Below are 21205 nucleotides of genomic sequence, written 5' to 3' on the forward strand. Positions count from 1 at the left end.
GCGATGTCTAGCCTTAACCCTCGCATCCTGCTTAGAGCCCCTCTGAACGACCCTGAACGGGCCTACACAGGCTTGGAAAGCGTGTTGGGGGCAACCCCTCAGGAGTTCGAATCTCCTATCCTCCGCGTTTGGTTGAGCAGCAAGATACGAAGGGCCCGGACCATCCATCCGGGCCCTTCGTGCTGTCCGGCCTCGTTTGAGGGGCCGGTCAATCCCCTCCTGTGGCGCCGAGCCGTACGGTCGTGGTGGTGGTCGAGCCGTCGGGGTGGAGGAGTTCCACCTTGGCCGAGTCGCCTGGCCTGTGGGCGGCGAGGGCTCTGGCGAGGTCCTGCGCGGTCAGGACCGGGGTTTCGTCGAGCGCGATGATCACGTTGCCCGGCCTGAGCACGGTCCGCGTCCCCTGGGCCGTCCGCACGACGCCGACACCGCTCGGCCTGCCGTGTCTGTCGACCACGGTCTGCGCCGTGACTCCCAGATCCGCCCGGCCGGTTTCGGTCACCTCGCCCTTCTCGACGAGCTGGCGGACGACGCGGGTGACCGTGTTGGCCGGGATGGCGAAGCCGATGCCAGGGAGCACGCTGCCCGTGTCCACGTTCACCAGGTCGGCGACCAGCACGCCGACGACCTGTCCGGCGAGGTCGACCAGGGCGCCTCCGCTGTTGCCCGGGTTGATCGCGGCGGAGGTCTGGATGAGACCGCCGGCCGTCGGGGCGGCGGTCTCGTGCCCCTCGGCCGCGAACTGGACGGTCCGGTTCAGCCCGGAGACGATGCCGTCGGTCACGCTGCCCGACAGGCCGAACGGGTTGCCCATGGCCAGCACGATCTGGCCGATGGCGAGCCGGTCGGAGTCGCCGAAGCCGGTGGGGACGAGGCCCGACGGGTCGTCCACCCTGATGACGGCCAGGTCCCCGGGCTTGTAGGCCCCGACGAGCCGGGCCGTACGGGGGGCGCCTCCGGTGGCGAGCATGACCTCGAAGCGTTTGGCGTCACCGACCACGTGGGCGTTGGTCACGATGTGCCCGAGGGTGTCGTAGACGATGCCCGAGCCCTCGCTGATCTCCTCTCCCGACCGCGAGGTGATCTGCACGACGGACGGCAGCACTCTGGCGATGCCCCTTCGGTAGTCGGCCTCAAGTGTCAGTGGGCCTTTCGCCACGGGGACGGCCACGGAGGACCCGGTTTCGAGGTCCGCCTTGTCCGGTGTCTCCGGGTCGGCGCCCAGACCGTTGCCGAGAAGTACGGCCATCACAAAGAGCACATTGATGACTACCATCCGCATCTGCCGCATGTGACGATATTTCCCTTGCTGGCGGTGAAAAGCTGCAGGTGGGGGATATATTTCGTGCAAGTCGACGCCGACGAGGAGCCAGGCCGTACCCGGCGAACCGGTGCGCATGACCGGCCCCGGGGAGGGCAGTGGGGGTCCAAGCGGATCGAAGGGACGTCTGCGATGGATTTCAGAGACGACGCCCAGCTGGACAGCTCACAGGTGGAAAGCGGTGGCCGCAGGAGGATTCCCGGAGGAGGGCTCGCGGTCGGCGGGGGCGCCGCCGGGATCCTCGCACTCATCGTGGCCCTGCTGTTCGGGCTCAACCCCGGCGACATCGTCGGCGGGAACGAGCCCGCCCCCGTGGGACCGGGGACCGACCTGGCGGCCAAGTGCAGGACGGGGCAGGACGCCGACCAGAACGAGGAGTGCCGGGTGGTCGGCGTGGTCAACAGCATCCAGGACTACTGGCCGACCGTCGTGCAGGGCTACCGGCCCGCCAAGACCGTGATGTTCTCCGGCCAGGTGAACACCGCCTGCGGCGCGGCCGACGCCTCGGTCGGCCCGTTCTACTGCCCGGCCGACCAGAAGGTCTATCTCGACCTGAGCTTCTTCGACGAGCTGCGCACCCGTTTCGGTGCCGAAGGCGGTCCGTTCGCCCAGGCGTATGTGATCGGGCACGAGTACGGCCACCACGTGCAGAACCTCCTGGGCACCGGCTCCATGGCCCAGGGAGACCGGCAGGGACCGCAGAGCGGCTCGGTCAGGCTTGAGCTGCAGGCCGACTGCTACTCGGGCGTGTGGGCGAAGAACGCCTACGAGACCGGCCTGTTCGACAAGCCCTTCACCCGGCAGGACATCCAGCAGGCGCTGAGCGCCGCCTCGGCCGTGGGGGACGACAGCATCCAGGAGCGCACCCAGGGCCGGGTGAACCCGGACGCCTTCACCCATGGCACGTCGGCGCAGCGTGTCAGATGGTTCACCACGGGTTACGAGACAGGGGATCCCAACCGGTGTGACACGTTCTCAGGAAGCCTCTGAGCCCGTCGCCGACCTGGACAAGCGGGCAAAGAATCCGAATCTCTCATAAACTACGTACTGTGATCTTCAAGCTGGTCGGTGATGGACGGCCCTACCCCGAGCACGGTCTCTCGCATCGCGAGTGGGCGCAGATACCGCCGCGGCAGGTCCGCCTGGACACGTTGATCACCACGAAGACGGTGCTCGACCTGCACTCGCTGCTCGCCAAGGACTCCACCTTCTACGGTGACCTGTTCCCGCACGTGGTCCAGTGGCGTGGCGACCTCTATCTGGAGGACGGCCTGCACCGTGCCCTGCGCTCGGCGCTGCACCAGCGCTCGATCCTGCACGCCCGCGTCCTCGAACTGCCCGAAGACTGAGGGCTCCCCGAGGACTGAGAATCCCCTGGCACGACGAAGGGCCCCCGGCGAACCGGGGGCCCTTTCGTTGCTGTGGCGGTGGAGGTGGGATTTGAACCCACGGATAGGTTGCCCCATCACACGCTTTCGAGGCGTGCGCCCTCGGCCACTAGGCGACTCCACCGCCGAGCAGCTTACCGGATATCCGCTATTACTCGCGCATCCGGCGAGAGGTGAAGAAGTCGGTGAGGACCGTGGCGCACTCGTCGGCCAGCACCCCCATGACGACCTCGGGTCTGTGGTTGAGGCGACGGTCCCTCAGCACGTCCCACAGCGAGCCCGCGGCGCCCCCCTTGGGATCGACGGCGCCGTAGACGACCCGGTCGACCCTGGCCAGCACGGCGGCCCCGGCGCACATCGTGCACGGTTCAAGGGTCACGACCAGCGTGCAGCCGGTCAAACGCCACTCACCACGCGAGAGGGCGGCCCGCCGCAGGGCCAGGACCTCGGCGTGCGCGGTCGGGTCCGCCAGCGACTCACGGTCGTTGCCCGCCCCGGCCAGGACGGCCCCCCCGGCGTCGAGGACGACCGCGCCGATCGGCACCTCCCCCCTGGCGCCCGCCTCGGCGGCCTGCTCAAGGGCCAGCCGCATCCCGGCGGCGTACGCCTCGGGGTTCACCGGAGCCGGTCGAGCTCGTCCGCGAAGGCCAGCCGCTCGGCGATCACCGAGAGCGTGTCCGCGGGGAGCGCGCCCTCCTCCATGCTCAGCTCGACGAGCTCCTCCGGGCTCAGGCCCAGGTCGCTCAGCAGCTCGAAGTCGCCCGCGGGCCGTACGCCGAGGTCGGGGGTCTCCTTGTCGGGGGCGACGCCGGCCAGCTCGGTGAAGAGCTCACCGAGCCCGTCGGTCAGGCCCGCCTGGGCGTCGGACAGGAAGGTGCGCGGTTCCCGGTCGCCCTCGTAGCGGACGATGGCGAACCACTCGTCCTCGACCTCGACGCACAGCAGGGCCAGCTCGTCACCGTTGAGCCCCAGATTCTCCTGTACGGCGTCGCCCAGGTCGTCGGCTATCTCCGCGGCGCCGAGGTCGACCTCGGCGCCGTTCCATCCGTCCTCGGTGCGGACGAACGCCGCGGAGAACACACTGCCGGTGGATTGCCTGGAGGACATGGCCGGTCTCCCGGGGTCAGCCGAACACAGAGTCGATCGCGCGCTCGAAGGGCTCGGAGAATCCCAGACGGGCGGCGATGCTGGACAGCACGTCCTCGGGAAGGAGGTCGATGTCCCCGGAGAGGATGCCGAGCTCCATCTCGTCGAGCCCCAGGTCGGCGAAGATCGAGAGATCCCCGGCGGGCAGGGCCGTCTCCTCGTCCTGGAGGATCGCGTCCAGTTCGTCCTCGTCGGGCACCGGCACGTCGAGGTATTCCAGCGCCTGCCGCGCGAGGGGAAAGTCCCAGGACGCGGCGATGTCGGAGAGGAAGACCTCCACATGCTCACCGAACACTCGTAACGCCACGAAGAACTCATCCCCAACGGCGACCAGGCCAATCGTCCCGTTGATGCTCGGCTGCTGGCGTAGGGCGTGGACGAGACCCTGGAGGTCGGAGGTGAGCGCCACGGGAAGCAGCTCCGCCTCCCAGCCGTCGTCCTCGCGATAGACGACGATGGCAAAGTCCAGAGGGTCTTCGTCTGACATGCTCATCCCCACCGGTGCGCTCGCTACGGACGTCAATGCTTTCAGAAGCACCGCGTCGCCGTACGCCTCCGGGGCCAAATTGTGATCCAAATCCGGGTGAGCGGGTGATGTCGTCCAGGCGAGCGCCCGTCGTCCGGGACCCGGGTCCCGCCGCTGTCCCCCGCACGACCGTCCGGATAGCGTTGGCGTCCATGGAGACCCTCGTCGTCGAGCACCCGCTGGTCGCGCACAAGCTGACCGCTCTCAGGGACGCGCGTACGGACTCGCCCACCTTCCGGCGCCTGGCCGACGAGCTGGTGACGCTGCTGGCCTACGAGGCGACCCGGCACGTCCGCGTCACCGGTGTCACCGTCGAGACCCCGGTCGCCAAGGCCAAGGGCGTACGGCTGGCGCAGCCGTACCCGCTGGTGGTGCCGATCCTGCGCGCGGGCCTGGGCATGCTGGACGGTATGACCCGGCTGCTGCCGACGGCCGAGGTCGGCTTCCTGGGGATGATCCGCAACGAGGAGACGCTCAAGGCCGAGACCTACGCGACCCGGCTGCCCGACGACCTGTCCGGGCGTCAGGTGTACGTGGTCGATCCGATGCTGGCCACGGGTGGCACCCTGGCCGCGGCCGTCCGGTTCCTGTTCGACCGCGGCGCCGACGACGTGACCGCGCTGTGCCTGCTGGCCGCCCCGGAGGGCATCGCCTACATGGACGAGGCCTTCGCCGGCAGCGACAGGCCGATCCGCCTGGTGACCGCCGCGCTCGACGAACGGCTGAACGAGCACGGCTACATCGTTCCCGGGCTTGGGGACGCGGGGGACCGCCTCTACGGCGTGGTCTGAGGATCTCCCCGGTGTGGGGGGAGGCGTTAACCCTCCCCTTCGTTACCCAACGTGCTTGAATGGGTACGAGCAGTAGCGAGGGCGCCTCTTCCGTGTCCCCGGCCAGGGGAGGCCGCGGGCACACATCAGGGAGAAACATGAGCGAGCGGACCATCCAGGATCAGGAGCCGGACCCCTACGAGCACGTCAGTGCCGCGTTGCGGAACGAGTTCTCCGAGGTCCATCCGGCGGCCACGGTGGCCCGCTGCATCCAGGCCGCGCACTACGGCGCGCTGGAGGTGACCGGCCAGGCCCATCCGGTGCTGGTCGAGCGGATCGCCCGCAAGCACCTCGAGGTCCTCGCGCTGGCCGCGAGCGAGGGTGGGTGACGAATGTCACACCTCCCTGATCGGGTCCCGTCCCCGAGATCGTGACCCTGTCAGGGAAGACGCTTTACCTCGCGAATGGCATGGGTAATGTATACGGCGGGTGCAGTGGGTGAGTGGTCGTAGGAGGCCGCAGTGCAGGTCAAGAAGGTTCTGACATACAGCGCCATTGCTTTTGTGGCGTTCTACCTCTTCACAAGACCGGGTGACGCAGCGAACACAGTTAGGGGCGCCATGGACACCATGTTCAACGCGGCCAATTCTCTGGCCCAATTCGTATCTCATCTGTCATGAGGCTGGTGACCCACGGGGACTCGGCTCCCGCGTCGGTCAACCGCTACCTACTCCCCCACGAGCAACAAGTAATCATGGTACGGCTTCACCCGGCCGTACTGCTGCGCCCCATCGCCGAGGTCTTCGGTGGCCTGATCCTGGCCGGCCTGCTCAGCAGGTGGTTCGGGGGACAGAGCTCCGGAGGCACCGCCCTGGTGATCGTCTGGTGGGCTTGGCTCCTCCTTTTGATCCGTTTTGTGTGGAAAGTGGCGGAATGGTCGGTTGAGCATTTCATCGTCACCTCCAAGCGTGTGCTGCTCACCACGGGCCTGATCACGCGCAAGGTCGACATGATGCCCCTCGGCAAGGTGACCGACATGAGTTTCCAGCGCTCACTGCTCGGTCGCATGCTGGGATACGGCGAGTTCGTCCTGGAGTCGGCGGGTCAGGACCAGGCCCTCTCGAGGATCAACTTCATCCCCTATCCGGAGACCATCTACCTAGAGGTGTGTCAGATGCTCTTCCCCGGCGGCAACGATTCGGATGATTAGTGCCCCTATGTCCCGTATGACATAGGGGCCCGAAGAGTCCGCAGGTGGATTCTCTTCACGTGGGGTTACCGATTCGACTGCTTCGTGCAATCATGGCGGGAACATTGACCATCCCCCGCCCTGAGAGATCAGATGCCGAGTCAGGGAACCATCGGTGACCGCGTCCGCGGACTGCGGCTGAGTAGGCGCATGTCTCAGGCCCAGCTGGCAGGGCCTGACCTCTCCGACAGTTATGTCTCCCTCATCGAGTCCGGCAAGCGCACGCCGACCCCCGTGGTCGCGCGGCTTCTCGCCGAACGGCTGGGGTGCACTACCGAGTTCTTGCTGCACGGGATCGAGCCGCGCCAACGGATCGACACCGAGCTTGGCCTGCGTCACGCGGAGCTTGAGCTGCAGCATGGCGACCCCGGGGTCGCCGCGGAACGGTTCGGCGAGATCGTCAAGGTCGCCGGCGAGGAGAACGCCATGCTGGCCGCGCACGCGCGGCTGGGGCGGGCTCGCTCGTTGGAGGCCCAGGACCGAGTCGGACCAGCGGTAGAGGCGTTCGAGCGGCTCCGCCGCGAGGCCGCCGCGCACCCCGAACGGCTGGCAGACCTTCCTCTGACGGTCGCGCTGAGCCGCTGCTACCAGCGCGCGGGCGACACGCTTCGCGCGCATGATCTGGCCATCTACGCCCTCAGCCAGGTCAACCACCTGGCGTTGACGCAGGGCGAGATCGCGATCGAACTGGCCGCCGCGCTGGTGGAGACCGAGGCTGCCAGGCCCCAGTCTCCCGGCCTGTCGTATGTCAGGCACATCCTGGCGGTCAACGGCGTTCCCTCGGTGGTCAACCGCACCGCCGAGATCCACTCCCTCTGGCAGGCGAGCGTCGCCGCGGCGGAGGGCGAGGACTCGGCACTGGCGGTACGGCTGGCCGACGACGCCATCGCGACCGGCCGACCCGCCCGGATGGCCTTCAGGCTGGCCGGGATCGCACTGGAATGGGCGAGACTCACGGTCTCTCTCGGAAGCGCCTCCCCCTTCGAGGAGGTCTACGAGTTGGCCACCGCTGCCAGCGGGGTCTTCGCCACGTTCGACGAGAAGGTCAACGAGTACGCAGGAAGTCTCGTGGTCCTGGCCCGCCTCCAGCTCGGGAGCGGTAACCCGGACGGCGCGGTCAACCTGGCCTCGTCCGCCCTCGACACGCTGTCCGGCCAGGCCAGCCCCACCGCCGCCGCCGCGCACCTGGTCCTTGCCCAGGCCGCGCTCTCGCGGGGAGAAGGTGAGGTTCTGTCACGGCTGAACACCGCGGGGGAGCTTCTTCACGCCCTGCGTTCGGAGCGGTCCAATCCCGACCGTGAGGTCGCGCGTGCCTGGCGTGAGCTGGGTGACCTCTACGGCAGGGTCGGCGCGGGAGAAGAGCAGACCAGCGCGTATCGTAAGGCTCTCGAGGCAGCGGGAGTCCGCGACGCGATGGTGGGAATGACGGTCGATTCGACACTGGTTCGATAAAGCAATCCGCCTCCTCCGGCGCTCCGGATTTGTTTTTCTGCCTCCGGAATAACTAGGGTCTACCAGTCATTGAATCATAGGATGATTGGTTTCTCCGGAGGAGGCGGACTGTGAGTCTGCGTACGGCGCAGCGGGCGTCTCTCGTTGACCAGGTGATCGACCAGCTCAAAGAGCAGATCACGTCGAACTCCTGGAAGATGCACACGAAGATTCCCACCGAGACCGTGCTCGCGGAGCAGCTCGGGGTCGGACGCAACACCGTGCGTGAGGCGGTAAGGGCACTCACCCACGCAGGCCTGCTCGAATGCCGCCAGGGCGACGGAACCTACGTCCGCGCCACGAGCGAACTCTCCGGCGCGATGCTGCGACGGCTACGCGCCGCCGAGCAGCTGGAGATCCTGGAGGTACGGCGCGCGCTTGAGGTCGAGGCCGCCAAGCTGGCCGCGACGCGGCGGACCGAGGCCGACATCGCCCACATCGAGGCCGCGCTCGCCGAGCGGGAGCAGGCTTGGGAGTCGGGCGAGCCGACCGCCTTCGTCGAGGCGGACCTCGCCTTCCATGTCGCCGTCGTCCAGGCGACCCACAACCGGGTCATGATCGATCTCTACCAGGACTTCTCCGCCGCACTGCGGGCCAGCATCACCGCCGCGGGCACCTCGCTCAATAGCACCTACATCCCGCACGAGGCCATCGCCCGCGCCATCATGGCGGGCGACGCCGCCGCCGCGGAGCGCGCCGGTCACGCGTGCATGGAGCACATCCTGATCGCCCTGACCGAGGCCCAGGAACTCACCAGCTGACCCTCACCCGGCGCGGCGGACGCCGCCGCGCCGGGTGCTCCCTGTTCGGGTCGGGGGCCTCAGGCGGCCAGGCGCAGGGACATCACGAGATAGCGGAAGGCCGGCTCGGCGTCTCCGGGTACCTCGGTGATGAGGGCGGGCCGACTGGGCGTCTGCATGTTGAGCCGTACGAACTCGGTCTCGACGCCGCTCAGGCCGTCCAGCAGGAAGTGCGACTGGAAGGCGATCTGGATCTCCTCGCCGGACAGCTCGGCCTCCATCACCTCGGTGCCCCGGCCGATGTCGCCGCCGCCCGCCTGGATGAGCACCTGTCCCTGGCCGAAGGTGAGCCTGATCGCGGTGTTGCGCTCGGCGACCAGCGCGACCCGCTTGATCGCCTCGACGAACGGGGCGGCCCGCATGTCCGCCTTGATCGGCCAGTCGTCGGTCAGCCGTGCCCGGTAGTCGATGAACTGCTCGTCGAGCAGGCGGACCGTGGTGCTCCTGCCGACGCTCTCGAACCCGGCGACTCCCTCGCCCAGGCCGATCGAGACCTCTCCGCCGCGCAACGACCTGGCGACCTCGACGAGCACCCGGGCCGGGACCATGGCCGCTGCCGTGGCGCCCGGCTGCTCGGGGCGCCAGTCGAACTCCCTGGCGGCGATGCGGTAGCGGTCGGTGGCGGCCATGGTCACGCGCTCACCCGCGATGTCGAAGCGGATGCCGGTCAGCATGGGGAGGGTCTCGTCACGGCTGGCTGCGGGCGCCACCTGGCCGACCGCGCTCGCGAAGACCCCGCCGCCGACCGCCCCGATCTTCGGCGGGGCCTTGGGCAGCGACGGGAAGTCCTCAACGGGCATGGTGAGCAGGCCGAACTCGGCGCTTCCGCAGGTCAGCACCGCTTCGGACCCGTCGGTGACGATCTCGACAGGCTGGGCGGGCAGGCTCCGGGTGATCTCGGCGAGGATGCGGCCCGGAATGAGCACCCTGCCGGGCTCGGCGACCTCGGCCTCGATGGTGGCGCGGGCGGAGACGTCGTAGTCGAAGGCCGACAGCACCAGGTCCTCGGCGTCGGCCTCAAGCAGCAGACCGGAGAGCACGGGAACGGCCGGACGGGTCGGCAGGGCACGAGCGGCCCAGACCACGGCGTCGGCCAGGACATCACGGTTGACCCGGAACTTCACCTGAGCATCCCTTCGTCCCGAACGGCACCACCACATGCGGTGGCCGTACTCCGGAGAACGGTAGCCGGTCCTACCGACAAAGCACTGATACTGACATATCACTCAGTCGGTCGGTGGTCACGCTGTGTTCCCGCGCGGCGGAACGTCCCAGGCCCCCGGGTCTCACATCGAGGGGGTCCAGCCGGGGGTGCGTCCGAGCACCGCGAGGACACGGTCGAAGCCCGGCGTTCCGTCGTCGACGGGCAGGCCCGGCTGGAAGGCGGCTCCCGGTCTGGTGCGCCGTTCGTCGTCGGGGACCGCCAGGGCGATCGGCCAGGCGGCCTCGACCAGTTCCGGCTCTGGCCGGTAGTCGACGCCGATCGAGCGGGCCACGTCCCAGGCGTGCACCAGGTAGTCGATGAAATGGAAGCCGATGGCCTGCCGGGCGGGGAAGACCGGTCCCCGGGGGGCGAACTCGGGCAGCGTGAACCCCCGTTCGAGTACGCCGTCCTCGGCGAACGCCGCCAGCACGTCCTCCGCGGCCTTGGTGTAGAGCTGGACGGCGTCGTCACCGAGCGCCCTGACCTTCCAGACCTCCAGGTCGGCTCCGGTGCCCCTGGCCGCGGCGGCGAACCCGTGGTGCTGGACGGTCATGTGGGCGAGCAGGTCGGCCACCGTCCATCCCGCGCACGGTGTCGGCCTGTCGAGATCGTCGATCGTCACCGCGGCGACCACGTCCACGCTGTCCCGCACCGCTCGCCGGTCGAACTCCTGAATGCTCACAAAGCCCCCTCAGATGTGTTGATCACAGCATCCATCATCACGGCCGTCCCACCCATGGTGGATCGGCGGTACCCACCGAGGGGGCCCGGTGGGTACCGCCGGAACCGGATCGTCAGTCGACGATCGTCACTGTGGCGTACTGGTACCTCGTGGTGCCGTTCTCGTCACCCCAGTGGTACCGGCCGGTCATGACCTGGCCCGCGTTCGCCCGCCACGAGTGCCTGCTCTCCTTGAGGTCGCCGCTCCACGCGGGGGAGGAGAAGTGCACCTGCCTGCCCTGCCAGAAGAACATGGCCGCGAGGTACTTCGTGGAACCGTTCTCGTCGCCCGAGTGCCACCTGCCGATGACGGCCTGGTCGTTCGGCGCGGTGTAGGACGACCTGCTCTCCTTCAGGCCCGGGCTCCACAGCCCCTTCACCACGTTCTGGACCGGCTGGTCGTTGATGGTGATCGAGCTGCAGTAGTAGGTGGTGTAGCCGTTCTCGTCCCCGGAGTGGGAACGGCCGGTCATCACCTCGTTGCCGGGGCAGGTGAACCACACCCCGGCCGACTCCTTCACGGTCGAGGTGTGGCTGAGCTGGACCTTGACCGTCACGTCCAGGGTGGTCGGCGCCGCGGACGCGGGAGCCGCGGTCAGGGTGGCCAGCGCTGCCGCCGCGAGCGTGGCGGGCAAAGCCTTCTTGTACACGTTCATGTTCTCCGGCTTTCGTTCCGACAGTGTTCGGTGCTGTGCCAAGAGCGCGTGTGTTGACGGCTCGCGCCATCCCCGGATGTCGTCCGTGGACGCCGGGTGGGAGGCGTCGCCGGGATGGCGATCACATGGTGGCCGTCGCCGTACCGACGGATCGTCCCTCTGCCGGACGAGCGGCGATCCGTCTCGGGGGCTACCCGGGACCTCTCCGTGGATGATCACAGCGGCGGGAGAACACGGTGTTCCTGATCAGGCTGTAGGCGCGGGCCGAGCAAGGGAACGCCGAACGTGAACACGGGGTCCGTGCGCGCTCAGACTCACCCCTCGCGTAAGGCTGAGCGCGCACGGACCCCGTATCTCATCTCTTCGGCGTTCCCCTGCCCGGCCGGCGCGGGAAGCACCTCTCCGCTACGGGCCTGACACGCGGTCACCGCCTTGGGCCGCCCACGGTCGTTCACCCGCCGTCGCTCCCACGGCCGGCGGCCACGGCGCCTTCACCGGCGACGGCCTCACCTCGCCCGCGACGATGTCCCGCTCCTGCGTTCGCCTGGAAGCACGGTCACTGAACTTGTCGATCGTCAACGACGCTGGAATTCCGACCACCCCTGTCGACGTCTGAAGTTGGCCCTCTGGCGTTGATGTTGGTTAAGAACCGCTGCCGGCGGACCGGACGCCGTGGTGATGGTTCCTGTCGCTTCGGTTTCCCATGGCCGTCACCAAGGAAAGGAGAACCGGCTCGGTCCGGTTTCGGACGAAGGCGTGACCTCCAACGATTCGTTGATCGGTCATGACTCTGAACCAGGTTTGTCAGCGCGTTCTCATCGCCGTGTAATGAGCGTGTAACGGCTTCCGAGACCGGGCGAACGCCCTGGTCATCGCTGACTTTCGGCGCGGCGGACCCCGGGTGGAACGTCTACGACTCTGGACCGGCTACGCGCCGAGGCGTTCGACGGTGAAGGACGCCAGGAAGCCCAGGGTGGCGATGAGACCGGTGAAGAGATGGGCGCGTTCGAAGGCCTCGGGGATCATCGTGTCGGCGACCATGGTGAGGATCGCCCCGGCGGCCACGGCAGTGATCATCGAGACGGTGGCGGGTGAGGCGTCCTGGAGGGTGAGGTGGCCGACGAGGGCCGCCAGCCCGCTCACCAGGGCGATGCCGCCCCAGACCCCGAAGACGTACGGCGCGCCGCGCCCGGCCTGCTTCATGCCCGCCGCGCTGGAGAGTCCCTCGGGGACGTTGGAGACGAAGACGGCCGCCAGGACCGCGATCCCGACGCCCCGGCCGTCGAGCAGTGACAGGCCGAGCACGACCGACTCGGGGACTCCGTCGAGCAGGGCGCCGACGGCGATGGCCGTACCGCTGCCCTGGACGTCGCCTTCGGACGGTTGCCTGTCGCCGGAGCGTTTGCGGTGGCGGGCGCCGTACCGGGCGAGGAGGGTGTTGGCCGCGACGTAGGCGCAGGCGCCGGCGAGGAAGCCGACCGCCGTGGGGAGGAGTCCCCCTGAGCGTTCGGCCTCGTCGATGAGCTCGAAGGACAGCGCCGAGATCAGCACGCCCGCGCCGAAGGCCATGATCCCGGCGATGATCACGGCCGGGACCCGTACCAGCCAGGCGACCGCCGCCCCCACGACGAGGGCTCCCCCGGCGGCGGTTCCCCACAGACCTGCTTGGAGCCACTGCGGCACAGCCGTCTCCCCCTCCCGCGGCGGGCGACATTTCCCAGGAACGGGTAATGAATGTCCCATATTCTCGCGAGGCGGGGGAGCGTGGTCAGATGCCCCGTACCGAGGCGATGGTGAAGGGGGTCCGCGGGATTCCAGAGCCGAGCGGGCCGCCCTTGTCGAACTGGGAGCGGACCACGTAGAGCGTGCCGTTCCCGAACGCCAGCGTCGTCGGGAGCTGGAGGGCCTTGTCGGTCAGCCGCCGCTCGACCTTGGCCGCGGAGCCGTCCCGTGTCACCTTCCAGCGGCTGATGGTGTTTTCGGTGTTGTGGACCACCCAGAGCCTGCCGCCCCGCAGTTCGAGCCCGTCGGCGTGCAGCGTGTCGCCTCCGGTCAGCGTCACCCTGCGGATCGCTCCTGAGGCGATGTCGAGGCGGTACAGGTCGCCACCGGTCATGTCGGCGGTCAGCAGGTAGTGCCCCGAGGGGTCGGCGACGATCCCGTTGAGGGTGAACGTGCCGGACTCGTGGGGGTCGAGGGCCTCGCCCAGGTCAAAGCGGACGGTGAGCGTCATCCGGCCTCCGGCCGCCACCTGCCGCGGCGTGACGCGGTAGACCACGGAGCGGACGCTGTCGGTGAGGTAGGCGCTGCCGTCCGGGGCGATGGCGAGGTCGTTGACGAAGGCCGGGGCCTGCCCGGGGACGTCGAAGCTCGCCAGCAGGCGGCGGGTGCGCGTGTCGTAGACCGAGACCCCGGTCGTCGAGTCGGTGACCCACAGCCGTCCCGCACGGTCGACCTTGAGCCCGTTGGCGGTGTCACGCCCGTCGGCGCCCGCGGGCAGGAAGATCCGGGCCGTCCGGTGACCCGGTGTCATCTTGAAGACCGTGCCGTCGGTGTAGGAGCCGGCGTAGAGGTCACCGGTGCGCGGATCGACGGCGACGCCCTCGGGGTAGACCCGGTCGCCGGGAAGCTCGTACGCGGTGGAGATCCGTGCCCGCGTGATCTGGTTTGCCGTGGTCGACGCGCCAGACGCGGGCAGCGCGGGGGTGAGGGAGAGCAGCGCGGTGAGGGTCGTGGCCGCGGCGGCCACGATCAGACGAGGCGAAGACATGGCGCCCTTCTGTTCGGCTTCACATGCTTGAAAGATGTATATCTCTTGTTCGTGTACATACACTAGTTAGAACTCTAATGGTCGTCAACGCTTTAATTCACGGGTTGTTACCATGCGGAGATGACCGAGTTGCCGCTCTCCGAGCGCCTGGGCTCCCACCTCAAGCGCGCTGAGCAGGCGCTCAACGCGGCCAAGAACGCCGCGCTGAAGCAGGCCGGGCTGACCGTGTCGCAGTACGCGGCGCTGCTGCACCTTTCCGCCAGCCCCGGCATCTCGGCCGCCGCGCTGGCCAGGGCGTGCGCGGTCACCCCGCCGACGATGAACACCGTGCTCAAGAACCTCCAGGAGCACGGCCTGATCGAGCGCACCCCGCACGAGTGGCACAGGAACGTCCTGGAGACCCGCCTCACCGAGAAGGGTGAGCGGGTGCTGGCCGCGGCCGACCCCCGCGCGGTGCGTGTCGAACGGGGGCTCGCCGCGAAGTTCAGCCCCGAGGAGCGCGAGACGCTGATCACCCTGCTGGGCCGCTGCGTCGAGTTCCTGGAGGCCGTCCGATCGGCGCCCGAGCCCGAGTCGTAGCGAAAATCTCCCCGGACGGAAAAAGGGCGAACCATTTTCTTTTCAGTGGTCGCCCTTTTCTGGTTCAGGCTTTTTCCGTGGTACGGGATTTCCTTCTGTGGTTCGCAGTCAACGGTTTCCATGTGCCGACCGCCTGGCCGTACGGCCTGCTTGACCTGGCTTCGCGCACGCCGAGCCGATGATTCTCCATGCCGTGGAGGTAACTCCTGGACGAAGAAGACTCGTTGACTTGTGACGTCGACGTATTTAGTGTTTGGGTATTCTCCGGCGAATGTTCGACAACGGGGAGCCGTGGTTCTTACGGTCCCTGATCATCGGTGGCAGGGGCGACCCCCATGGCGGTGGAGCCGCCGGTTCGGCCTCTGGAACGCGACGACCCCGTCCGCCGCCGTGTGCTCGTCCCGGCCCGCGTCAATCCGCTCGACCCTCCAGGGAGCGTCCGCATGGCCATTTCCTCTTCACCCATCGTCCTGGACCCCTACGGAAGCGACGTTCCCGGTGAGGTGTCCCGGCTGCGTGCCCTGGGCACCGTGGTCAAGGTCGAACTTCCCGGTGGCGTGCCCGTCTGGGCCATCACCCGCCACGACCTGCTCAAGCAGGTCATTCTCGACCCCAGGGTCAGCAAGGACCCACAGCGGTACTGGAGCCTGTGGCCGCAGGTCGACACGCGGCCCGAGTGGGGCTGGCTCAACCTGTGGATCGGCATGCGGAACCTGGTCAACGCCTCCGGCATGGAGCACCGGCGGCTGCGCAACCTCGTCGCCCCCAGCTTCACCGGCCGCCGGACCCTGGCCATGCGGCCGATCATCGAGCGGATCACCGCCGAGCTGATCGACGACCTCACCAGGCTGCCCGCCGACCAGGTCGTCGACCTGCGTGTCGCCTACGCCCACCCGATGCCGCTGCGGGTGATCTGCGAGTTGTTCGGCGTCCCCGACGACATGCGTCCCGAGGTCGCCTGGATCTCCACGGCCTTCATCGACAGTGCCGCGAGCGCGGAGGAGGCGGCCGAGACCTCGGCCAGGATCAGGACGTTCTTCCCCGCCCTGATCGCCCACAAGCGCGAGCACCCCGGGGACGACCTGACCACGGAGCTGATCAACGCCCGTTACGAGGACGACCGGCTGAGCGACGACGAGCTGCGCGACACGCTGCTGGCCCTCCTCGGCGCCGGGCACGAGACCACCGTCGACCTGATCGACAGCACGGTCCACGCCCTGCTCACCCACCCCGAGCAGCTACGCCGGATCCGGGAGGGGGAGGTCACCTGGGAGGCGGTGATCGAGGAGGCCCTGCGCTGGGCGCCGCCGGTCGCCAACTTCCCGTTGCGGTACGCCACGGAGCCCATCGACGTGGACGGCGTGCGCATTCCCGCGGGTGACGCCATCCTCGCGACCTACTTCGCCGCGGGCCACGACCCGCACCAGCACGGCCAGGACGCCGACCGCTTCGACGTGGCCAGGCCCCCGGCCGAACACCTGGCCTTCGGCGTCGGCGTACACCACTGCATCGGCGCCCCCCTGGCCCGCCTTGAGGCCGTCATCGCCCTGCCCGCCCTGTTCGACCGCTTCCCCGGCCTCACCCTGGCCCAGGGAACCCCCACCCCGAACCGCCTCCCCTCCCTGGTCATCAACGGCCTGAGCGAACTCCCCCTCCGCCTGGGCCAACCCTCCAGAAAGTGAGGAGTTTGGTCTTCCCGGCCCTCAGTGTGAGGAGTGTCCGGCTTGGGCGCGTCGGTGCTTGGACTGAGGAACGCAGGAGCGCAGCGGATGAGCGACGAGGGAAAGCACCGACTCAGGGCGTCCAGCCCGCGACGCCGCAGGCGGCGCAAGGAGGCAGGGTCTGGCTTTACCGGTGCCAAGTGTGAGGAGTGTCGGTTCGGGCGCGCCGACGCTTGGACTGAGGAGCGAAGGAGCGAAGCGGATGAGCGACGAGGGAAAGCGTTGGCCTGAAGCGCCCGAACCCGCGCCACCAAAGGTGGCGCAAAGTTAACGTGCGGCGTTGAGGTAAGCCAGCACCGCCAGTACCCGTCGGTTGTCGTCGTCCGACGGGGACAGGCCGAGTTTGGTGAAGATGCCCGCGGTGTGTTTGCCGACCGCGCTCTCACTGAGGTAGAGCCGTTGGGCGATGGCCGCGTTCGAACGGCCTTCGGCCATCAGTTCGAGCACCTCCCGTTCGCGGGGGGTCAGTTCGCCGAGCGGTTCGTGCCTGGCCGTACTGGCCAGGAGTTTCGCGATCACCTCGGGGTCCATGGCGGTGCCGCCCGCGGCGACCCGCCGTACGGCGTCGATGAACTGTTCGGCGTTGAACACCCGGTCCTTCAGGAGGTAGCCGACGGCGCCGGAGCCGTCGGCCAGGAGTTCGCGGGCGTAGAGCTGTTCGACGTGCTGGGACAGGACGAGCACCGGCAGGCCGGGTACGGCCCTGCGGGCGGCCAGCGCCGCCTGCAGGCCTTCGTCGGTGAACGTGGGCGGGAGCCGTACGTCGACCACGGCGACGTCGGGGCGCAGGGTGGTCAGGGCGGTGAGCAGTTCGGGGCCCGACTCGACGGCCGCGACGACCTCGAAGTCGTGGGCCTGGAGCAGGTGGACCAGGCCGTCTCTCAGCAGGTAGAGGTCTTCGGCGATGACGACTCTGGGGTGCACCGGTCCCACTTTAGATGCATCCGTTCCTGAGTTCGTGCTTGTGGGAGTGAGCGGTGGGGATGCCGATGGCCATGCCGTACAGGGACATTCCGAGGAGGATGTTGAAGATGATCATCGGCCACTGCAGCGGTTCGGGCAGGTAGAGCGCGAGGAACCAGCTTCGATCCTCAGTGCCGGTGAACTTGAGGATCGCGGGGACCAGGCCCTGGGGGAACGTGGGGAGCCAGCCGACGCACCAGCCGATCGCGACGGCCGCGTACTTCCACCGGGGCATGGAGGGGGTGTCCCCCTGCGGTGTGACCAGCGCGTAGGGCACGTCGATCGTGGCCGTGGTGGGGCCGCCTTGCGGGCTGCTGAGGGCGAGTATCCCGTCGAAGGCCGCCAGGCGTCGTTCGATGCCGTCCAGACCGCTGCCGCGTGCGGGGTCCGCGCCACCGGAGCCGTCGTCGGTGACGGTGACGCGCAGTGTCCTGCCCTGGCCGCTGATGTCGATCCAGACGCGTTCCGCGCCGCCGTGCCTGGCGGCGTTGGTGAGCAGTTCGCTGACCGAGAAGTAGACCGCGGACTCGACGGGTGCCTCGGGACGTGACTTGAGGTCCACGGTGACCTTGATCTTCAGCGGGCTGTCCAGCGCCAGTGCCCTGATGGCGTCGCCGAGTCCCCGTTCGGCCAGGACCGGCGGGTGGATGCCCCTGACCAGGTCACGCAGTTCGGTGAGGGCGGTCGATGAGGCCTCGCGCGACTTGGCCAGCAGCGCCTTGGCCGCCTGGGGGTCCTTGTCGATCAGTTCCTCGGCCGCGCCGAGGGTCATGCCGATGGCGACGAGCCTTGCCTGGGCGCCGTCGTGCAGGTCGCGTTCGATCCGCCGTAGTTCGGCGGCCTGGGAGTCGACCGTGTCCAGCCTGACCTGGTTGAGCCGCCTGATCTTGCCGGCCAGTACGGATCTGGCGGTGGGCGCGAGCAGCAGCCTGTTCCACCAGCCGTAGAAGCGCAGCAGCCACGGGGTCGCCGCGACGCCGAGGACCGCCATGGCGAGTCCGAGGGGGGCGGCCTGCGGTGCCCAACGCCAGGGCAGGGTCAGGCCGTAACCGGCCATGGCCAGGGGGAAGAGCACCAGGCTGCCGCCGACGATCGGGTTGAGCAGCACCCAGGCCGTGTCACGCCAGGTCGCGGGGTCGGTGAATATCCACTTCGTCCGGTTGTTCCAGTCGGGCCACCACGGCGTCTTGTAGAGCTGGCGTTGGTAGCGGTACCAGCCGTCGGGCTGGGGCCTGACCGGTGGCGGAGGAGGCAGGTACGACGGGAGCACCTCGATGCCGAGCCACCTGCCCGTCAGTCTTCTGGCCATGGCCGTACGCCATCGGATCGCCCTGATCACGGGCGGGAAGAAGAAGATCAATCCGACGATGGTGAGCAGCCCGGCGAACGCGCTCATCACGAGCAGTACAAGGTCCGCCAGGGCCATCGTCCCCATCGCCAGGGCTTTGCCGACCGCCACCGTGTGTCGCCTCATGGCTATGAGTGTCGGTGATCCGAACCGGACATCCAATGACAACAACTCCCCTTCGGGGTGTAGGAAACCCCACCTTCGCCGTGTATCCAAACGGCTTCTGCGTTCCGGCCGGGTTTCCTAGCGTCGTCGGCATGAAGGTTATCGAGGTCAACGGCCTCAGAAAGAAGTACCGCGACCGGTTCGTGGTCGACGGCGTGTCCTTCTCCGTCGAGGAGGGGGAGATCTTCGGCGTCCTCGGCCCGAACGGCGCCGGCAAGTCGACCACCGTCGAGTGCGTCGCGGGGCTGCGTGTCCCGGACGCCGGAACCGTGAAGGTGCTGGGTGGCCTTCACCGCACCGAGATCAAGGAGCAGCTCGGCGTCCAGCTGCAGAGTTCCGCCATGCCCGCGAAGATCAAGGTGTGGGAGGCGATGGAGCTGTACGCCTCCTTCTACCGGGCGCCCGCCGACTGGCGCGCGCTGATCGAGCGGGTCGGGCTCGCCGAGAAGCGGGACGCGCGGTACGCCACGCTCTCCGGCGGTCAGAAGCAGCGGCTCTCCATCGCGCTGGCGCTGGTCGGCAACCCCAGGGTGGCGATCCTCGACGAGCTGACCACCGGTCTCGACCCGCAGGCCCGCAGGGACACCTGGGAGCTCATCGAGCAGATCAGGGCGGACGGGGTGACGATCCTGCTGGTCACGCACTTCATGGAGGAGGCGGAACGGCTCTGTGACCGGCTCGCGCTGATCGACGCGGGCAGGCTGGTCGCCGTGGACAGCCCCGACGGGCTGATAGCGCGGGTCGGCGAGTCCCAGCGGGTCACCTTCCGCGCCCCCGCCCTCTTCGACACGGCGTTGTTCACCGGCCTGCCCCAGGTCAGCGGAGTACGGCGGGACGGCTCCAGGATCGAGGTCACGGGAAGCGGTGAGCTGCTGCTGGCGGTCACGACCGCCCTGGTCTCCGCCGGGATCGTCCCCAAGGACCTGCGGGCGGAGCAGGCCACCCTCGACGACGCGTTCCTCGCCCTCACCGGAAAGAAGATCTCCACGTGAACAAGATGATCATTACGGAGGCGAAGCTCTTCCTCCGTGACCCGGCGGGGCCGATCTTCGCGATCCTGCTGCCCCTGGGGCTGCTGCTGGGGCTGGGCAGCATTCCCTCCTTCCAGGAGGCGAGCGCCGAGATGGGCGGACAGCGGGCGATCGACACCCAGCTGCCGGGCATGATGGTGATCCTGTCCGTGGTGACGATGGCGTTGACCGCGTTGCCCGCCGTGGTGGTGACCTATCGGGAGAGCGGCGTGCTGCGCCGGTTGTCCACCACTCCGGCGCCACCGGTCAGGCTGCTGGTCGCACAGGTGGTCAACAACATCGGTGTCGCGGTGCTGTCGACCCTGCTGCTGGTCGTGCTGGGCCATGTGATCGTCGGGGTTCCCCTGCCGGGGAGCCCGCTGGCCTTCGTCGGGGTGTTCCTGCTGGGCACCGCCTCGCTGCTCGGCCTCGGCCTGCTGATCGCGGCCGTCGCGCCGAGTGCCAAGTCGGCGCCGGGGATCGGCTCGCTGCTGATGTTCCCGCTGCTGTTCGTCGGGGGCATGTGGATTCCCCGCGAGATGCTGCCCGACCTGGTGCGCCGGATCGGCGACTTCCTGCCGCTGGCACCGTTCGCCCAGGCGCTGCGCGACACGTGGGCGGGGCACGCGCCGCAGCCGCTGCACCTGGTGGTGATGGCGGGGACCGTACTGGTCACGATGACGCTGGCGATTCGGCTGTTCCGCTGGGAGTAGTCCGGGTACGGCCCGCGCACGGGGGCGTGGGCCGTATTCTTATTTGACCGATCGTTCCAAATAGGCATAGCCTCTCCTCATGGCGAGGACGAAGGAGTTCGACCCGGAGACCGCCCTTGAGGCGGCTCTCCAGCTGTTCTGGGAGCGTGGCTACGAGGCGACCTCCATGAGTGACCTGGTCGAACGGCTGGGTATCGGCAGGGCCAGCCTGTACGCCACCTTCGGCGGCAAGCACGACCTCTACCTGAGGGCGCTGCGGCGCTACGCGAACTCCAGGAACCCCTCGCCGGTCGAACTGCTGTCCCAGCCCGGGGCCGCGCTGCCCGCCGTACGGGGGCTGGTCACGCTCTACACCGAGGACTCGATCGGCGACCGGCGCGGCTGCATGATCGCGAACGCGGCGGGTGAGCTCCTTCCCGGCGACGAGCGGGTCGCCGGGATCGTCGACGCCAACTGGACCCACCTGGAGACGGCGCTGACCTCGGCGCTCATCAGGGCCCGGGCACAGGGGGAACTGCCCGGGGACCGTGATCCCGTGGCGCTCGCCCGCTTCCTGCTGGTCTTCCTGCAGGGCCTGCGGCTGATGGCCAAGGGGCGGTCTTCCCCGGAACGGTTGCGCGACGCGGCCGCTCAGGCACTCAAAATTCTTGACTGATCGTTCCGATATG

23 protein-coding genes and 1 tRNA gene are annotated in these 21205 nt (G+C 68.5%); 12 read left to right on the plus strand and 12 right to left on the minus strand.

What is annotated here, in order from left to right; all coding sequences use genetic code 11:
* Positions 1 to 208 precede the first annotated feature (208 nt).
* A complete protein-coding gene (locus ACFYY8_RS25710) occupies positions 209 to 1279 on the minus strand; it encodes a S1C family serine protease (protein WP_390045080.1) in 1071 nt (356 codons plus the stop codon).
* A 171-nt stretch (positions 1280 to 1450) separates the two neighbouring features.
* Here ACFYY8_RS25710 and ACFYY8_RS25715 point away from each other — a divergent pair, with 171 nt between their 5' ends.
* Both ACFYY8_RS25715 and ACFYY8_RS25720 read left to right on the plus strand, forming a co-directional pair.
* Positions 1451 to 2308, plus strand: coding sequence for a neutral zinc metallopeptidase (locus ACFYY8_RS25715; RefSeq protein WP_390045082.1), 858 nt, complete (start codon positions 1451 to 1453; stop codon positions 2306 to 2308).
* A 59-nt stretch (positions 2309 to 2367) separates the two neighbouring features.
* Positions 2368 to 2667: a type II toxin-antitoxin system VapB family antitoxin gene (locus ACFYY8_RS25720; protein WP_352013686.1), complete on the plus strand. Its 300-nt coding sequence runs from the start codon at positions 2368 to 2370 to the stop codon at positions 2665 to 2667.
* Between the two features lie 73 nt (positions 2668 to 2740).
* Here the strand turns inward: ACFYY8_RS25720 and ACFYY8_RS25725 are convergent.
* The 4 genes from ACFYY8_RS25725 to ACFYY8_RS25740 all read right to left on the minus strand — a co-directional run bounded on the left by ACFYY8_RS25725 (position 2741) and on the right by ACFYY8_RS25740 (position 4339).
* Positions 2741 to 2830 (minus strand) — tRNA-Ser (locus ACFYY8_RS25725).
* Between the two features lie 27 nt (positions 2831 to 2857).
* Positions 2858 to 3298 (minus strand): tRNA adenosine(34) deaminase TadA, encoded by a 441-nt coding sequence (gene tadA, locus ACFYY8_RS25730; protein ID WP_390045501.1) that lies wholly within the window; start codon positions 3296 to 3298, stop codon positions 2858 to 2860.
* A gap of 23 nt (positions 3299 to 3321) precedes the next feature.
* Positions 3322 to 3813, minus strand: a complete 492-nt coding sequence (locus tag ACFYY8_RS25735; protein WP_390045086.1) for a tRNA adenosine deaminase-associated protein — start codon at positions 3811 to 3813, stop codon at positions 3322 to 3324.
* Between the two features lie 16 nt (positions 3814 to 3829).
* Positions 3830 to 4339: a tRNA adenosine deaminase-associated protein gene (locus ACFYY8_RS25740; RefSeq protein ID WP_352013684.1), complete on the minus strand. Its 510-nt coding sequence runs from the start codon at positions 4337 to 4339 to the stop codon at positions 3830 to 3832.
* A gap of 191 nt (positions 4340 to 4530) precedes the next feature.
* Between ACFYY8_RS25740 and upp the strand changes: the two genes are divergently transcribed.
* From upp to ACFYY8_RS25765, 5 genes are all read left to right on the plus strand, one after another.
* Positions 4531 to 5169, plus strand: a complete 639-nt coding sequence (upp, locus tag ACFYY8_RS25745) for a uracil phosphoribosyltransferase (protein ID WP_390045089.1) — start codon at positions 4531 to 4533, stop codon at positions 5167 to 5169.
* 137 nt (positions 5170 to 5306) lie between these two features.
* Entirely contained in the window at positions 5307 to 5537 is a 231-nt protein-coding gene (locus ACFYY8_RS25750) for a hypothetical protein (protein ID WP_390045091.1), read from the plus strand.
* Positions 5538 to 5824: 287 nt separating this feature from the next.
* A complete protein-coding gene (locus tag ACFYY8_RS25755; RefSeq protein WP_352013681.1) occupies positions 5825 to 6358 on the plus strand; it encodes a PH domain-containing protein in 534 nt (177 codons plus the stop codon).
* A gap of 132 nt (positions 6359 to 6490) precedes the next feature.
* Positions 6491 to 7849 carry a helix-turn-helix domain-containing protein gene (locus ACFYY8_RS25760; protein WP_390045093.1) on the plus strand — a complete coding sequence of 453 codons (1359 nt, stop codon included), beginning with the start codon at positions 6491 to 6493 and terminating at the stop codon, positions 7847 to 7849.
* 110 nt (positions 7850 to 7959) lie between these two features.
* Positions 7960 to 8649, plus strand: coding sequence for a FadR/GntR family transcriptional regulator (locus tag ACFYY8_RS25765; RefSeq protein ID WP_390045095.1), 690 nt, complete (start codon positions 7960 to 7962; stop codon positions 8647 to 8649).
* Positions 8650 to 8708: 59 nt separating this feature from the next.
* On the opposite strand, the gene dnaN is transcribed toward ACFYY8_RS25765, so the two are convergent.
* From dnaN to ACFYY8_RS25790, 5 genes are all read right to left on the minus strand, one after another.
* On the minus strand, positions 8709 to 9812 hold the full coding sequence (gene dnaN, locus ACFYY8_RS25770) for a DNA polymerase III subunit beta (RefSeq protein ID WP_390045097.1): 1104 nt from the start codon (positions 9810 to 9812) through the stop codon (positions 8709 to 8711).
* 162 nt (positions 9813 to 9974) lie between these two features.
* Positions 9975 to 10574: a TIGR03086 family metal-binding protein gene (locus ACFYY8_RS25775; RefSeq protein WP_390045099.1), complete on the minus strand. Its 600-nt coding sequence runs from the start codon at positions 10572 to 10574 to the stop codon at positions 9975 to 9977.
* Positions 10575 to 10686: 112 nt separating this feature from the next.
* Positions 10687 to 11268 (minus strand): hypothetical protein, encoded by a 582-nt coding sequence (locus ACFYY8_RS25780; protein ID WP_390045101.1) that lies wholly within the window; start codon positions 11266 to 11268, stop codon positions 10687 to 10689.
* A 927-nt stretch (positions 11269 to 12195) separates the two neighbouring features.
* Positions 12196 to 12951, minus strand: a complete 756-nt coding sequence (locus ACFYY8_RS25785) for a ZIP family metal transporter (protein ID WP_390045103.1) — start codon at positions 12949 to 12951, stop codon at positions 12196 to 12198.
* Between the two features lie 85 nt (positions 12952 to 13036).
* Positions 13037 to 14038, minus strand: a complete 1002-nt coding sequence (locus ACFYY8_RS25790) for an SMP-30/gluconolactonase/LRE family protein (protein WP_390045105.1) — start codon at positions 14036 to 14038, stop codon at positions 13037 to 13039.
* Positions 14039 to 14158: 120 nt separating this feature from the next.
* On the opposite strand from ACFYY8_RS25790, the gene ACFYY8_RS25795 reads away from it, so the two are divergent.
* Entirely contained in the window at positions 14159 to 14617 is a 459-nt protein-coding gene (locus ACFYY8_RS25795; RefSeq protein ID WP_390045107.1) for a MarR family winged helix-turn-helix transcriptional regulator, read from the plus strand.
* 443 nt (positions 14618 to 15060) lie between these two features.
* The gene (locus ACFYY8_RS25800; RefSeq protein WP_390045109.1) at positions 15061 to 16299 is read left to right on the plus strand and encodes a cytochrome P450; all 1239 of its coding nucleotides are present in this window, start codon (positions 15061 to 15063) and stop codon (positions 16297 to 16299) included.
* 306 nt (positions 16300 to 16605) lie between these two features.
* On the opposite strand, the gene ACFYY8_RS25805 is transcribed toward ACFYY8_RS25800, so the two are convergent.
* Together ACFYY8_RS25805 and ACFYY8_RS25810 are read right to left on the minus strand one after the other, a co-directional pair.
* Positions 16606 to 17262, minus strand: a complete 657-nt coding sequence (locus ACFYY8_RS25805) for a response regulator (RefSeq protein WP_390045111.1) — start codon at positions 17260 to 17262, stop codon at positions 16606 to 16608.
* 10 nt (positions 17263 to 17272) lie between these two features.
* Positions 17273 to 18775, minus strand: coding sequence for a histidine kinase (locus ACFYY8_RS25810; protein ID WP_390045113.1), 1503 nt, complete (start codon positions 18773 to 18775; stop codon positions 17273 to 17275).
* A gap of 131 nt (positions 18776 to 18906) precedes the next feature.
* On the opposite strand from ACFYY8_RS25810, the gene ACFYY8_RS25815 reads away from it, so the two are divergent.
* The 3 genes from ACFYY8_RS25815 to ACFYY8_RS25825 all read left to right on the plus strand — a co-directional run bounded on the left by ACFYY8_RS25815 (position 18907) and on the right by ACFYY8_RS25825 (position 21192).
* Complete coding sequence (locus ACFYY8_RS25815; RefSeq protein ID WP_390045115.1) at positions 18907 to 19806, plus strand: ABC transporter ATP-binding protein; 900 nt, start codon at positions 18907 to 18909, stop codon at positions 19804 to 19806.
* A gap of 5 nt (positions 19807 to 19811) precedes the next feature.
* Positions 19812 to 20537 (plus strand): ABC transporter permease, encoded by a 726-nt coding sequence (locus ACFYY8_RS25820; protein WP_390045503.1) that lies wholly within the window; start codon positions 19812 to 19814, stop codon positions 20535 to 20537.
* Positions 20538 to 20616: 79 nt separating this feature from the next.
* On the plus strand, positions 20617 to 21192 hold the full coding sequence (locus tag ACFYY8_RS25825) for a TetR/AcrR family transcriptional regulator (RefSeq protein WP_390045117.1): 576 nt from the start codon (positions 20617 to 20619) through the stop codon (positions 21190 to 21192).
* Positions 21193 to 21205: the final 13 nt, after the last annotated feature.

This window comes from Streptosporangium sp. NPDC001559 (genome assembly GCF_042893955.1).
GTDB lineage: Bacteria > Actinomycetota > Actinomycetes > Streptosporangiales > Streptosporangiaceae > Streptosporangium.